The 14,336-nt window shown below is 66.6% G+C and carries 12 protein-coding genes and 1 pseudogene; 12 read left to right on the top strand and 1 reads right to left on the bottom strand.

The window, feature by feature from the left end:
- The first annotated feature begins 2 nt into the window (after positions 1-2).
- The 8 genes from mtrA (at position 3) to WAO18_RS22480 (ending at position 10,400) form a co-directional block, all read left to right on the top strand.
- Positions 3-617: an MtrAB system response regulator MtrA gene (gene mtrA / locus WAO18_RS22515; RefSeq protein ID WP_422208445.1), complete on the top strand. Its 615-nt coding sequence runs from the start codon at positions 3-5 to the stop codon at positions 615-617.
- 86 nt (positions 618-703) lie between these two features.
- Positions 704-2,362 (top strand): MtrAB system histidine kinase MtrB, encoded by a 1,659-nt coding sequence (mtrB, locus tag WAO18_RS22510; protein WP_422208444.1) that lies wholly within the window; start codon positions 704-706, stop codon positions 2,360-2,362.
- Positions 2,362-4,122 (top strand): MtrAB system accessory lipoprotein LpqB, encoded by a 1,761-nt coding sequence (lpqB, locus tag WAO18_RS22505; RefSeq protein WP_422208443.1) that lies wholly within the window; start codon positions 2,362-2,364, stop codon positions 4,120-4,122. Before mtrB ends, lpqB begins: the two co-directional genes overlap by 1 nt.
- A gap of 131 nt (positions 4,123-4,253) precedes the next feature.
- The gene (locus tag WAO18_RS22500; RefSeq protein ID WP_422208442.1) at positions 4,254-4,892 is read left to right on the top strand and encodes a ComF family protein; all 639 of its coding nucleotides are present in this window, start codon (positions 4,254-4,256) and stop codon (positions 4,890-4,892) included.
- Positions 4,893-5,171: 279 nt separating this feature from the next.
- Positions 5,172-5,843 (top strand): ribosome hibernation-promoting factor, HPF/YfiA family, encoded by a 672-nt coding sequence (gene hpf, locus WAO18_RS22495; RefSeq protein WP_422208448.1) that lies wholly within the window; start codon positions 5,172-5,174, stop codon positions 5,841-5,843.
- 73 nt (positions 5,844-5,916) lie between these two features.
- Positions 5,917-8,721, top strand: coding sequence for a preprotein translocase subunit SecA (gene secA / locus WAO18_RS22490; RefSeq protein WP_422208441.1), 2,805 nt, complete (start codon positions 5,917-5,919; stop codon positions 8,719-8,721).
- Positions 8,722-8,725: 4 nt separating this feature from the next.
- Entirely contained in the window at positions 8,726-9,208 is a 483-nt protein-coding gene (locus WAO18_RS22485) for a cation:proton antiporter regulatory subunit (protein WP_422208440.1), read from the top strand.
- A 4-nt stretch (positions 9,209-9,212) separates the two neighbouring features.
- Positions 9,213-10,400, top strand: coding sequence for a cation:proton antiporter (locus WAO18_RS22480; RefSeq protein WP_422208439.1), 1,188 nt, complete (start codon positions 9,213-9,215; stop codon positions 10,398-10,400).
- 21 nt (positions 10,401-10,421) lie between these two features.
- On the opposite strand, the gene WAO18_RS22475 is transcribed toward WAO18_RS22480, so the two are convergent.
- A complete protein-coding gene (locus WAO18_RS22475; protein ID WP_422208447.1) occupies positions 10,422-10,940 on the bottom strand; it encodes an Rv3235 family protein in 519 nt (172 codons plus the stop codon).
- A gap of 204 nt (positions 10,941-11,144) precedes the next feature.
- Between WAO18_RS22475 and WAO18_RS22470 the strand changes: the two genes are divergently transcribed.
- The 4 genes and pseudogenes from WAO18_RS22470 to WAO18_RS22455 form a co-directional block, all read left to right on the top strand.
- Entirely contained in the window at positions 11,145-12,551 is a 1,407-nt protein-coding gene (locus WAO18_RS22470; protein ID WP_422208438.1) for a WS/DGAT/MGAT family O-acyltransferase, read from the top strand.
- 12 nt (positions 12,552-12,563) lie between these two features.
- Positions 12,564-13,394: a polyphosphate kinase 2 gene (gene ppk2 / locus WAO18_RS22465; RefSeq protein ID WP_422208437.1), complete on the top strand. Its 831-nt coding sequence runs from the start codon at positions 12,564-12,566 to the stop codon at positions 13,392-13,394.
- Between the two features lie 16 nt (positions 13,395-13,410).
- On the top strand, positions 13,411-13,929 hold the full coding sequence (locus WAO18_RS22460; protein ID WP_422208446.1) for a DUF6912 family protein: 519 nt from the start codon (positions 13,411-13,413) through the stop codon (positions 13,927-13,929).
- An 86-nt stretch (positions 13,930-14,015) separates the two neighbouring features.
- Positions 14,016-14,336, top strand: a pseudogene (locus WAO18_RS22455) (ferredoxin reductase); the annotation flags it as partial.

The following is a 14,336-nucleotide window of genomic DNA, read 5'->3' as shown; positions in this document are numbered from 1 at the left end:
TGCTGCGGGGAGAAGGTTTCGACACCGCCGTCATCGGCGATGGCACCCAGGCGCTGACCGCCGTGCGCGAACTGCGGCCCGACCTGGTGTTGCTGGACTTGATGCTGCCCGGCATGAACGGCATCGATGTGTGCCGGGTGCTGCGCTCGGATTCGGGCGTTCCGATAGTGATGCTGACCGCCAAGACCGACACCGTGGATGTGGTGCTAGGCCTGGAGTCGGGTGCCGACGACTACATCATGAAGCCGTTCAAGCCGAAGGAGTTGGTCGCCCGGGTGCGGGCCCGGCTGCGGCGCAACGACGACGAGCCGGCCGAGATGCTCTCGATCGCCGACGTCGACATCGACGTGCCCGCCCACAAGGTCACCCGTAACGGCGAACAGATCTCGCTGACGCCGCTGGAGTTCGACCTCCTCGTGGCGTTGGCGCGTAAACCGCGCCAGGTGTTTACTCGTGATGTGCTGCTCGAACAGGTGTGGGGCTACCGCCACCCCGCGGACACCCGTTTGGTGAACGTGCACGTGCAGCGTCTGCGGGCCAAGGTCGAAAAAGACCCCGAGAACCCGACCGTTGTACTGACCGTTCGAGGAGTGGGTTACAAGGCCGGACCGCCGTGATCCGTGCCGGCGACGACGCAGAGCGGAGCGATGCAGAGGAGCGGCACAGAGTCCCTGAGCGTCGCGATGTTTGAGGAGCGGCGCCGGTGATCTTTGGCTCGAAGCCACGTTTTCGCGGTCGTTCGGGTCGGTCGGGCCCGGTTATCCGGGGCATGGGTACGTTGAGCCGAGCCCTCGGCGTGGCTTGGCGCCGCTCGTTGCAACTTCGGGTGCTCGCTTTGACGCTCGGCATGTCCCTCGCGGTGATCCTGGCGCTCGGTTTCACGCTGACCAGCCAGGTCACCAACCGCGTGCTTGACGTCAAAGTCCGCGCCGCCACCGAGCAGATCGACCGGGCTCGCGCCACTGTCAGCGGGATTGTCAGCGGGGAAGAGGCGCGCTCACTGGACAGCAGTCTGCAGCTGGCCCGCAACACCTTGACGTCGAAGACCGACCCCACCTCCGGAGCCGGTCTGGCCGGCGCGTTCGACGCCGTATTGGTGGTACCCGGCGATGGCCCGCGACCTGCCGCCTCGGCCGGCCCGGTCGACCAGTTGCCCGGCACGCTGCGCGACTTCGTGAAGGCGGGGCAGGTGGCCTACCAGTACGCGACGGTGCACACCGAAGGCTTCTCCGGTCCGGCGCTGGTCATCGGCACTCCGACGATGTCGCGGGTGAACAACCTGGAGCTGTACCTGGTCTTCCCGCTGGGCAATGAGCAGAGCACGATCGCACTGGTCCGCGGCACGATGGCCACCGGCGGCCTGGTGCTGATGGTGCTGCTGGCCGGTATCGCCTGGATGGTCACCCGGCAGGTGGTGGTACCGGTACGGGCGGCGGCGTGGACCGCCGAGCGGTTCGCCGACGGGCACCTGTCCGAGCGGATGCCGATCAACGGCGAAGACGACATGGCCCGGCTGGCGGTGTCGTTCAACGACATGGCCGAGAGCCTGTCCCGGCAGATCGCTCAGCTCGAAGAGTTCGGTAGCCTGCAGCGCCGCTTCACATCTGACGTCAGCCACGAATTGCGCACGCCGCTGACCACCGTGCGGATGGCCGCCGACCTGATCTACGACCACAGCGAGGACCTCGACCCGGCCCTGCGGCGGTCCACCGAGCTGATGGTCAACGAGCTGGACCGGTTCGAGTCGCTGCTCAGCGACCTGCTGGAAATCTCGCGCCACGACGCCGGTGTGGCCGAGTTGTCGGTCGAGGCGGTCGATCTGCGGACAACGGTCAACAGCGCGCTGGGCAACGTCGGTCACCTGGCCGAAGACGCCGGGGTCCAGATGATCGTCGACATGCCGGACGAGGACGTCATCGCCGAGGTCGACCCCCGTCGGGTCGAACGGATTCTGCGTAACCTGATCGCCAACGCGATCGATCACGCCGAGCACAAGCCGGTGCGGATCCGGATGGGCTACGACGAAGACACCGTCGCCGTCACCGTCCGCGACTACGGCGTCGGGCTGCGGCCGGGCGAGGAGAAGTTGGTGTTCAGCCGGTTCTGGCGGTCGGACCCGTCGCGGGTGCGGCGGTCCGGCGGAACCGGGCTCGGGCTGGCGATCAGCGTGGAGGACGCGCGGCTGCACCAGGGCCGGCTGGAAGCCTGGGGCGAACCCGGCAACGGCGCCTGCTTCCGGCTCACCCTGCCGCTGGTGCGCGGGCACAAGGTCACCACCAGCCCGCTGCCGATGAAACCGGTTGCGCCCGAACGCAAAGAGCGTCAGGCTCGGCCGCGGGAGCGCGCGGAGCGGGGCGCTTGATGCGGCAGTTAGCTGCACTGCTGTTCACGTTGTCCGCGGTGCTGGCGGGTTGCGCGGGTGTGCCCAGCGCCTCGGCGCCACAGGCCATCGGGACCGTCGAGCGCCCGGCACCGGCGAAGCTGCCCAAGCCGACGCCCGGCATGGACCCCGACGTGCTGCTGCGCGAATTCCTCAAGGCCACCGCCGATCCGGCCAACCGGCACCTGGCGGCGCGGCAGTTCCTGACCCGGTCGGCGTCCGACGGGTGGGACGACGCCGGTAGCGCGCTGCTGATCGACCACGTGGTGTTCGTCGAAACCCATAGCACCGAACGGGTTTCGGTCACTATGCGCGCCGACAAGCTCGGTTCGCTTTCCGACATGGGCGTGTTCGAGACCGCCGAGGGGCAGTTGCCCGATCCCGGTCCCATCGAGCTGGTCAAAACACCGGGCGGCTGGCGCATCGACAAGCTGCCCAACGGGGTGTTCTTGGACTGGCAGCAGTTCCAGGCCACCTACAAGCGCAACACGCTGTACTTCTCCGACCCGACCGGCAAGACGGTGGTGCCGGATCCGCGCTACGTCGCGGTGTCCGACCGCGATCAACTGGCCACCGAACTGGTTTCCAAGCTGATCGCCGGCCCACGCCCGGAAATGGCCAAAAGCGTGCACAACATGCTGACACCGCCGGTGCGGCTGCGGGGGCCGGTGACCCGCGCCGACGGCGGCAAGAGCGGCATCGGTCGCGGCTACGGCGGGGCGCGCATCGACCTCGAGTTGCTGACCGTCGCCGACCCGCGCAGCAGGCAACTGGTTGCCGCGCAGATCATTTGGACGCTGGCCCGCGCGGACATCAAGGGGCCGTATGTGATCAAGGCCGACGGCGCCTCACTCGACGACCGATTCGCCGACGGGTGGAACACCACCGACGTCGCGGCCACCGACCCAGGGGTGGCCGAGGGCGCCGCGGCCGGAGTGCACGCGCTTATCGGTGGTCGTGTCGTGGCGCTGGACGGCCAGCGCGCCGACCCGGTACCGGGCGCCTTCGGCCGGACGACGGACCAGACCAGCGCCGCGCTGTCCCGCAACGGGCATCAGGTCGCCTCGGTGGTGACCCTTCGGCCCGGCGCTCCGGATATGGCGTCGTCGCTGTGGATCGGCGACCTCGGCGGCGAGGCCGCCGAAGCCGCTGACGGGCATACACTTTCGCGGCCGACCTGGTCGCTGGACGATGCGGTGTGGGTGGTGGCCGACGGCAACACCGTGCTGCGGGCCATCCAGGAGACTGCATCGGGGCAGCCGGCGCGGCTACCGGTCGACTCGGCCGGGGTGTCCAGCCGCTTCCCCGGCGTGATCGCCGAGTTGCAACTGTCCCGCGACGGCACCCGCGCGGCGATGATCATCAACGGCCAGGTGATCTGTGCCAGCGTCGAGCAGACCCAAGCCGGTCAGTTCGCATTGACTTATCCGCGCCGGCTCGGGTTCGGACTGGGTTCCTCAGTGGTCTCGTTGGCGTGGCGCACTGACGAGGACATCGCGGTGAGCCGCAACGACGCCGAGCACCCGGTGTCCTACGTCAACATCGACGGGGTCAACTCGGATGCACCGAGTGGCAATCTGCAGCAGCCGGTCGGCGTGATCGCGGCCAACCCATCGACGGTGTACGTCGCCGACCCGCGCGGGGTGATGCAGCTGTCGATCTCGGGTGCCGAGGGCGTGCAGGGCTGGCTGGACGTCGCACCGTTCATGGCGGGCGGGGCGATGCCGGTGATGCCTGGCTGAGCCGCGTTATCCGGCCACGACGCTGCGCGCGATGGCTAACCGGTCGACCTCGACCTACTTAGCGTTGGCGGAGGGGTCGGTGGCCCCACCGCCAGAGCCGCGTTGTCGGTACTTCTCGGCACACTTGCGCTGTGCTGGATCTGGTCCTTCCGCTGGAATGCGGCGGTTGCGGGGCGCCGTCGACGCCGTGGTGTGCTGCCTGCGGCGATGAACTCGCGATGAGTCTGGACGAGCCGCGCGTCCTCAGCCCGCGCATCGATCCCCAGGTGCCGGTGTTCGCGCTCGGCCGATACGCCGGCGCGCGACGGCGGGCGATCGTCGCGATGAAGGACCGTGGCCGGGCGGATCTGCTCGCACCGCTGGCGCGGTCGCTGGCCCTGGGTATCCACCGTCTACTGCTGTGGGGTCTACTCGACGTTCCGCTGACGATCGTCCCGGCACCGAGCCGCGGCTGGTCGGCGCGTCACCGTGGCGGCGACCCGGTGACCAGAATCGCCACCCGGGCCACGGCGGGCCACCCGGACATCACCGTGGTCCGGGCGCTGCGGATGACGGCCTGGGCTCGCGACTCGGCGGGTTTGAGCAGTGCCGCCCGCGAACGCAACATCTCCGGACGAGTGTTGCTGACCCGCCGGAGTATGCCGGCCCGCGGCGAGCTGCTGCTGGTCGACGACATCGTCACCACCGGCGCCACCGCCCGTGAGTCGGTCCGCGTGCTGCACCGGGCCGGGACGCGGGTGTCAGCTGTGCTGGCCCTAGCGGCGGCGTGAGTGTTTGTGAAGAACTCGCAACAGGTCGGGCGAAATGCTGGCAATGCCGCCCGTGGACGGTCTACCGTCGGGACCAAGCACCACAACGCCTCACGGCAGCGCATCTGATCGCAGCGCGAGGCGCCACCGTCGACGGTAGGGGGTGAGTTTTCGACACCTTGCATCGGCGGGCGGCCACTGAATTCTGACAACCCCGTCGACGCGTGTATCCGATAGCCGGGCGCGCTTAGTTGCGCGCAATGCGATAGAAACGAGTTGTCAAGTATGTCAAGACAAACCGTGGAATCCGGACAGCTGCTGGCTGAACCTCCGGTCGACGTCGACGAACACGAACCGACGGCAAGCGCCGAGGTCGTCGTTAAAGGCCGCAACGTCGAAATCCCCGACCACTTCCGCATCTACGTTTCGCAGAAACTCGCCCGCCTGGAGAGACTCGACCGAACCGTCTATCTGTTCGACGTCGAACTCGACCACGAGCGCAACCGGCGCCAGCGCAAATCCTGTCAGCATGTCGAGATCACCGCTCGCGGTCGTGGACCGGTAGTCCGCGGCGAAGCCTGCGCGGACAGTTTCTATGCCGCACTCGAGTCCGCGGTGGCCAAGCTGGAGGGTCGGCTGCGTCGGGTGAAGGATCGCCGCAAAGTCCACTACGGCGACAAGACGCCGGTCTCGCTGGCCGCTGCGACTGCAGTCGTACCGCAGCCCGAGCCGGTTCTCGACGACATCGCAGCCCCGCACTTCGGCGACGCAGGCGGCAACGGGCACCATCAGCCCGGGCGGGTGGTGCGTATCAAGGAGCACGAGGCCAAGCCGATGTCGGTGGATGACGCCCTCTACGAGATGGAGCTCGTCGGCCACGACTTTTTCTTGTTCTACGACAAGCAGACCGAACGTCCCTCGGTGGTCTACCGACGGCACGCCTATGACTACGGGCTGATTCGGTTGGCCTGACGCGAAAGGTCCTCACTTGCTCGTCACCTAGGATGGATGACGCCTAAGACGTCTACCTACAGGGGACACAGCCGTGCTGGATAAGTTGTTGCGACTTGGCGAAGGTCGCATGGTCAAGCGCCTCAAGCGAGTGGCCGAGTACGTCAACACCTTGTCCGAGGACACCGCGAAGCTCACCGACGCCGAGTTGCGGGCCAAGACCGCTGAATTCAAGAAGCGGCACTCCGACGGGGAGAGCCTCGACGACCTGTTGCCGGAAGCGTTCGCGGTGGCTCGTGAGGCGGCTTGGCGGGTGCTCGACCAGCGGCCATTCGACGTCCAGTTGATGGGTGCGGCGGCGCTGCACTTCGGCAACGTCGCCGAGATGAAGACCGGTGAAGGCAAGACGCTGACCTCGGTGATGCCGGCCTACCTCAACGGCATCGGCGGCCAGGGCGTCCACATCGTCACCGTCAACGACTACCTGGCCAAACGCGACAGCGAGTGGATGGGCCGGGTGCACCGCTTCCTGGGGCTGGACGTCGGCGTGATCCTCGCGCAGATGACTCCCGACGAGCGGCGCGTCGCCTACGCCGCCGACATCACCTATGGCACCAACAACGAGTTCGGCTTCGACTACCTGCGCGACAACATGGCCCACTCGCTGGAGGACTGCGTCCAGCGAGGCCACAACTTCGCCGTCGTCGACGAGGTCGACTCGATTCTGATCGACGAGGCCAGGACCCCGCTGATCATCTCCGGGCCGGCTGACGGCGCGTCGAACTGGTACACCGAATTCGCCCGGCTGGCTCCGATCATGGAGAAGGACACCCACTACGAGGTCGACATCCGCAAGCGGACCATCGGCGTCCACGAGCTCGGGGTGGAGTTCGTCGAAGATCAGCTCGGCATCGACAACCTCTACGAGGCGGCGAACTCGCCGCTGGTCAGCTACCTGAACAACGCGCTGAAGGCCAAGGAGCTGTTCGCCCGCGACAAGGACTACATCGTGCGCGACGGCGAGGTGGTCATCGTCGACGAGTTCACCGGCCGCGTGCTGGTCGGACGGCGTTACAACGAGGGCATGCACCAGGCCATCGAGGCCAAGGAGCGCGTCGAGATCAAGGCCGAGAACCAGACGCTGGCCACCATCACCCTGCAGAACTACTTCCGGCTCTACGAGAAGCTCTCCGGCATGACCGGTACGGCGCAGACCGAGGCGGCCGAGCTGCACGAAATTTACAAGCTCGGTGTGGTCTCTATCCCGACGAACAAGTCGATGATCCGCACCGACCAGACCGATCTGATCTACAAGACCGAGGAAGCCAAGTACATCGCGGTCGTCGACGACGTCAGCGAGCGCTACGAACAGGGCCAGCCGGTGTTGATCGGTACCACCAGCGTGGAGCGCTCGGAGTATCTGTCGCGACAATTCCAGAAACGGCGTATTCCGCACAACGTCCTCAACGCGAAGTACCACGAGCAGGAAGCCGGCATCATCGCCGAGGCTGGCCGCCGCAGCGCCATCACGGTCGCCACCAACATGGCCGGGCGAGGCACCGACATTGTGTTGGGCGGCAACGTCGACTTTCTCACCGACCTCCGGCTGCGGGCCCGCGGCCTGGACCCGGTCGAAACCGCCGACGAGTACGACGCGGCGTGGCACGAAGAGCTGCCCCTGGTCAAAGAAGAGGCCGCGGCTGAGGCCAAAGAGGTCATCGAGGCCGGCGGACTCTACGTGCTGGGCACCGAGCGGCACGAGTCGCGCCGCATCGACAACCAGCTGCGTGGCCGCTCCGGTCGTCAGGGTGATCCCGGTGAATCGCGCTTCTATCTGTCGCTGGGCGACGAGTTGATGCGTCGCTTCAACGGCGCGGCGCTGGAGACGCTGCTGACCCGGCTCAACCTGCCCGACGACGTGCCGATCGAGGCCAAGATGGTGACACGCGCGATCAAGAGCGCGCAAACCCAGGTGGAGCAGCAGAACTTCGAGGTCAGAAAGAACGTCCTCAAGTACGACGAGGTGATGAACCAGCAACGCAAGGTCATTTACGCCGAACGGCGACGCATCCTGGAAGGCGAGAACCTGCAGGAGCAGGCGCACGACATGCTCGTCGCCGTGATCACCGCCTACGTCGACGGCGCCACGAGCGTGGGCTATGCCGAAGACTGGGATCTGGAGAAGCTCTGGGAAGCCCTGAAGACGCTGTTTCCGGTCGGCATCGACCATCACAGCCTGATCGACTCCGACGCCGTCGGCGAGCCCGGTGAACTGACCCGCGAGGAACTGCTCGACGCGTTGATCGAGGACGCCGACAACGCCTACGCCAAGCGGGAAGCCGAACTCGAAGAGCTGGCCGGCGAGGGTGCGATGCGTCAACTGGAACGCAACGTGTTGCTCAACGTCATCGACCGTAAGTGGCGCGAGCATCTCTACGAGATGGACTACCTCAAAGAGGGCATCGGCCTGCGCGCGATGGCACAACGCGATCCGCTGGTGGAGTACCAGCGCGAGGGCTTCGATATGTTCACCGGGATGCTGGAGGGCCTCAAGGAAGAGTCCGTCGGCTTCTTGTTCAACGTCGCAGTGGAGGCGGTTCCGGCACAGCAGGTCGGCCCGGTCGCCGAGCCGGAAGGCCTGGCGGAGTTCGCTACCGCCGCAGCAGCCAACGCGCAGCAGCAGACCGGCGCGGCGCGTGAACCCTCTCCTGCGTTGCGCGCCAAGGGAATTGACAACGAGGCACCCGCGCTGACCTACAGCGGGCCCGCCGAGGACGGCTCGACGCAGGTGCAGGGCAACGGTGGCAACCCGCCTGCGGGTGCGTCCGGCGGTTCGCGCCGTGAACGCCGCGAGGCCGCCCGTCGGCAGGGCCGGCACGCCAAGACCAAGCGGCGCTAGGGCCATGGACGTCAAAGAGGTGCTGCTGCCCAGCATGGGCGTGCGGTACGAGTTCACCAGCAACCACGGTGAGCGGATCGGGATCATCGCCCGGCGCGGCGGCTACTTCGAGGTAGTGCTCTACGGCAGCGACGACCCCGATCAGGCCCGTCCGGTTTTTCGGCTCACCGACGAGGAAGCAGATGCGGTAGCCCAGATCCTGGGCGCGCCGCGGATCGCCGAACGGTTCGTCGAGCTCACTCGCGAAATACCCGGCCTGGAGGCCGGGCAGGTGCACATCCTGCCGGGCAGCGTCTTCGCGGACCGGCCGCTGGGGGACACCCGTGCCCGGACCCGGACCGGCGCTTCGATCGTCGCGATCGTGCGCAACGACGAGGTGCTCGCTTCGCCGGGGCCGTCCGAGATGCTGCGCGCTGCCGACGTATTGATCGTGGTCGGCACCGAAGCCGGCATCAACGGCGTGCAGCAGCTCGTCCAAAAGGGCTGATTGCGTGCAGATTTCGGCGCCGCTGCTTTTGCAACTCGGCGCAGTCCTGACTGCGCTTGCGTTGCTGGGCGCGCTGGCGCGCCGGTTCGCGCTGTCGCCGATCCCGCTGTACCTGCTGGCCGGGCTGTTACTCGGCAAGGGCGGCATTCAGCCGGTGACCGAGGCCAGCGTGTTCGTCAAAACCGGTGCGCCCATCGGCGTAGTGCTGCTGCTGCTGACGTTGGGTCTGGAGTTCTCCAGCGCCGAATTCGCCAGCAGCATGAAGCAACACGTCCCCTCGGCGCTGGTCGATGTCGTGCTCAACGCGACGCCGGGGGCCATAGCGGGCTGGCTGCTCGGGTTCCAGGGCATCGGCATCCTCGCGCTGGCCGGCGTGACCTATGTGTCGTCATCCGGTTTGATCGCGCGCCTGCTCGAAGACCTCAACCGGGTGGGTAACCGCGAGACACCCGCGATCCTGGCCGTGCTGGTGCTCGAGGATTTCGCGATGGCGGCCTACCTGCCGGTGTTCGCGGTGCTGGTCAGCGGCGGTACCTGGCTGAAGGCACTGCTCGGCATGGTTGTCGGGGTGGGGGCGTTCTGGATCGCGTTCGTCATTTCGCACCGCTGGGGCCACTACTTCGGCCGGCTGGTGGGAACCGAGGATTCCGAGCAGTTGCTGCTGCGCGTGCTGGGGGTGACGCTGATCGTTGCCGCGCTGGCAGAAGAGGTGCACGCGTCGGCTGCCGTCGGTGCGTTCCTGGTCGGTCTGACGCTGACCGGCGACACGGCGGACCGCGCCCGGAAGGTGTTGGGGCCGTTGCGCGATCTGTTCGCCGCGGTGTTCTTTCTAGGGGTCGGGATCGGCGTCGATCCGCACACGCTGGCTCCTGCTCTTCCGGTGGCGATTGGCCTGGCCGTGGTGACCAGTGCGGCGAAGGTGGCGACCGGTATTTTCGCGGCGCGGCGCGACGGGGTGGCCCGCCGCGGGCAACTGCGCGCCGGCACCGCCCTGATCGCTCGCGCCGAATTCTCGTTGATCATCATCGGTTTGGCCGGGTCGTCGATAGCCGGCCTGGCCCCGGTGGCGATGTCGTACGTGTTCGTCGTCGCCGTGCTCGGCCCGCTGCTCGCACGGTTCAGCGGCGGGCCACGCCCGGCGACGATGCGGGCCGTGCAACGGCCCGTTGAGGAGCCGGGCAATCGGGAGTAGCCCTCCCCGCGGCGGGACCCGCTAGCCGATGTGCAGCGCGACGACCTGCCAGCGTCCCGCCGTCCGTTGCTGGATGCGGCAGGCGATGGCGTGCATCCGTGGGCCACGGCTGTAGCTGCCGAATACCTCGGCCGCGGTGAATCCGTCCCGGTCGCCCACTGTCTGCAGTCGCACCCTGCGCAGCACCGCCACGCCGCCGTCGGTGCCGGCAAGTCGATTGGCCGACATCACCGAATCGACGAGTCCGGCAGCCAGTAGGCCATTCAGCTGCGCGATAGGCCGGCGGCGGTCGATGACTTCCAGGACACGTTTCAGAGCGGCGTCGGCGAAGCGGGCGGCCTGCCGCATCGGCTCGGAAACCGGGGCGGCGGGCGGCGCTGGGCGCTGCTCGGAATGTCGCTGCGGCACATGCGTATTGCGTTTCCGTAGCGCTGTCGGCGAGGGTGGTTGGCACTGCCGGACGTCGCGTGCCGGCGGTTCGTAGTCGACCACGGGGGTGACCGCGAACGGCGTGCGATCCGATGGGCTTGAGCTGGTCAGCACGGCACTCTCCTGCGAATTTTGACGGACCCGACAAGTTGGCCTGCAGGAGAGTGGCAGGCGAGTGTGACGATCATCGCACAATCGTCGTGTCCGCGTACCCGCGCTGCGCGCAGGCCCGGCAGAGGCGTTACCGTGTGCGGCATATTGATCGGTAGACCAATTCACATAGGGACGAAAAGGGGAGAGGCGGGGAGAGGCGACGTGACCCGGTTGTCCGCTTCGGACGCCTCTTTCTACGAGCTGGAGAGTTCGGCGACGCCGTTGTACGTGGGCTCGCTGTCGATTCTGCGTCAGCCACGCGCCGGGTTGAGCTACGAGACGTTGCTGGCCACCGTCGAGCGGCAGTTGCCGAAGGTGCCGCGCTACCGGCAGAAGGTCCGCGAAGTAACCATGCGGCTGGCCCGGCCGGTGTGGGTCGACGACCACGATTTCGACATCACGTACCACGTCCGGCGCTCCGCGCTGCCGTCGCCGGGTAGCGACGAGCAACTCCACGAGCTGATCGGCCGGCTGGCCGCGCGCCCGCTGGACAAGTCGCGGCCGCTCTGGGAGATGTACCTGGTAGAAGGATTGGCCAACAACCGGCTGGCCCTCTACACCAAGTCGCATCAGGCGTTGATCAACGGCATGGGTGCCGTCGAGATCAGCCATGTCGTCGCCGATCGGAACCGGCGTCCGGCGCCGTTCGCCGAAGACATCTGGGTGCCGCGCCGCGAACCGGGCACCGCGCGGCTGCTGCTTGGCGCGATCGGTGACTGGGCCACCCGCCCGCAGGCGCAATTGAAGGCAGTCCACAGCGGGGTCATCGATCTGGTGACCAACTCCGGCCAACTCGTCGACGCCGGCCGTCGACTGTTCGACGTCGCCCGAACCCTGGCGCGCGGCACCGCCCCGCGCAGCCCGCTGAACACCACGGTGTCGCGCAACCGGCGCTACACGGTGGCCTGCGGACGACTCGACGACTACCGGACGATCCGGTCGCGCTACGCCTGCGACGTCAACGATGTGGTGCTGGCGGTAATCACCGGCGCGCTGCGTAACTGGTTGTCGTCGCGCGGCGAGGCGCCGGCGATCACCACGACGGTGCGGGCGATGGCGCCGTTGCCGGTCTACGTGGATGAGGCGTTCGACTCGTCGGGCCGGGGGCAGGCCATCAGCCAGGTCGCGCCGTTTCTGGTCGACCTACCCGTCGGGGAGGGCAACCCGGTGGTGCGGCTGTCGCAGATCGCCCATGCCACCGAAACCAATCCGACCGCGGGCAGCCTGGTTGACGCCCGCACCATCGCGACCCTGTCGGGATTTGCGCCGCCGACCTTGCACGCCATGGGAATTCGAGTCGCCACCGGCTTGTCGCCGCGATTGTTCAACCTGTTGATCACCAATGCACCGGGTGCCCAGTCGCAAATGTATGTGGCCGGAGCGAAGTTGATGGAGACCTACGCCGTGCCGCCGCTGTTGAGCAACCAGGTACTGGCCATCGGCGTGACGTCGTACAACCGCATGTTGTACTTCGGCATCAACGCCGATCGCGACGCGATGAGCGATGTCGACGTATTACCGGGATTGCTGGCCGAATCGCTCGATGAACTGCTGGAAGCCGCGCAGTAGACCTACCATTCGATGGTGAGCAAGGCGAAGAAGGCGAAGGCCGGGATCTCGAACAAGGTCTATGAGGCTGAATTATTCCGGCTCCAAACGGAATTGGTGAAACTCCAGGAATGGGTGCGAGTCTCTGGTAGTCGCATTGTGGTGATCTTCGAGGGTCGTGACGGGGCGGGCAAGGGCGGTACCATCAAGAGGGTCACCGAATATCTCAACCCTCGCTTTGCCCGGATCGCCGCGCTGCCTGCCCCGACCGACCGGGAACGCGGGCAGTGGTACTACCAGCGCTATATCGCGCAGCTGCCCACCAAGGGCGAGATCGTGTTGTTCGACCGGTCCTGGTACAACCGGGCCGGCGTCGAGACAGTCATGGGTTTCTGCACGCCGCAGGAGCATGCGCTGTTCTTGCAGCAGACACCGATATTCGAGCAGATGCTGATCGACGACGGAATTCTGCTGCGCAAGTACTGGTTTTCGGTCTCCGAAGACGAGCAGTTGCGCCGATTCAAGGCGCGGCGCAACGACCCGGTGCGGCAGTGGAAGCTGAGCCCGATGGATCTGGACGCGCTGTACAAATGGGAAGACTATTCACGGGCCAGAGACGAGATGATGGCTTACACTGACAAGCCTTACAGCCCTTGGTTTCTGGTGGAGTCAGATATCAAGAAACACGCACGGCTGAATATGATTGCGCATCTGTTGTCCACCATCGACTATCGCGATGTGAAGTTGCCGAAAGTCAAACTGCCCGATCATCCGATCAAGACCGGGGACTATCAGAGGCCGCCGCGCGAGCTGTCGACCTACGTTGACGATCATGTCGCGACGTTGATCGGTTCGGCCGAATGACCCGGGTGGCTGCTGCCTGATGCGGATCTACATCCCGGTGACACTGGCCATGCTTGCGCAACTCGTCGCCGACGGCTCGCTGCAGCCGGTCAGCGGCACCGCTTTCGCGGTGACGCCCAAGCTACGGGAGGCCTACGCCGAGGGCGACGACGACGAGCTGGGCGAGGTCGCGTTGCGTGAGGCGGCGCTGGCGTCGCTGCGGCTGCTGGCCGGCGCGGCCGATGATTCCGGGCAGTCGGGCGACGAATTGCCCGCCCGACGCGCGGTGCTGGTGGCGGATGTCGGCGATGTCACATTGCGACCGGATCTCGACGACGCCGTCGTGCGGATCGGCGGGCCGGTGACCACCGACGATGTCGTCGCCGCGTTTGTCGACAACGCCGCTGCGGAAGCCCAGGTCAGGGACGCGATCGCGGTGATTGATGCCGCCGACCTCGGCGACGAGGACGCCGAGCTGACCGTGGGTGACGCCCAGGATCACGAGCTGGCCTGGTACGCGGTCCAAGAGCTCCCGTTCCTGCTCGAGCTGCTCTAAGGCATAGCTACGGTGCCGTAAGTTACGGTACCGTAGGTCCTGTCCGGAGCGAGGGCGGGAGTTTTTCAATGGCCAGAAAAGCCGTAGTGGACAGAAAAATACCGCGAGCGGCGGCCGACGTCGTCGAGACCAGGCCCATTACGCTGGCCGGAGTGGAAACCCATCCTGGCTGGCATGCGTTGCGCACCCTGGCCCGACGCATCACCACGCCTCTCCTTCCCGATGACTATCTGCGACTTGCCAATCCGCTGTGGTCGGCGCGGGAATTGCGGGGCCGCATTCTTGACGTCAGGCGGGAGACGCACGATTCCGCGACGCTGGTCATCAAGCCGGGTTGGGGTTTCAGCTTCGATTACCAGCCGGGCCAGTACATGGGCATCGGCCTTCTGGTCGACGGCCGCTGGCGC

It is taken from the genome of Mycobacterium sp. (assembly GCF_049278535.1).
GTDB lineage: Bacteria > Actinomycetota > Actinomycetes > Mycobacteriales > Mycobacteriaceae > Mycobacterium.
This window is presented reverse-complemented; position numbering and strand designations above follow the sequence as displayed.

Bases quoted from the DNA above. Each gene is read 5' to 3' on its own strand.
- lpqB (WP_422208443.1), top strand. From the start codon at position 2,362: ATGCGGCAGTTAGCTGCACTGCTGTTCACGTTGTCCGCGGTGCTGGCG.
- WAO18_RS22485 (WP_422208440.1), top strand. From the start codon at position 8,726: ATGGACGTCAAAGAGGTGCTGCTGCCCAGCATGGGCGTGCGGTACGAG.
- ppk2 (WP_422208437.1), top strand. From the start codon at position 12,564: ATGGTGAGCAAGGCGAAGAAGGCGAAGGCCGGGATCTCGAACAAGGTC.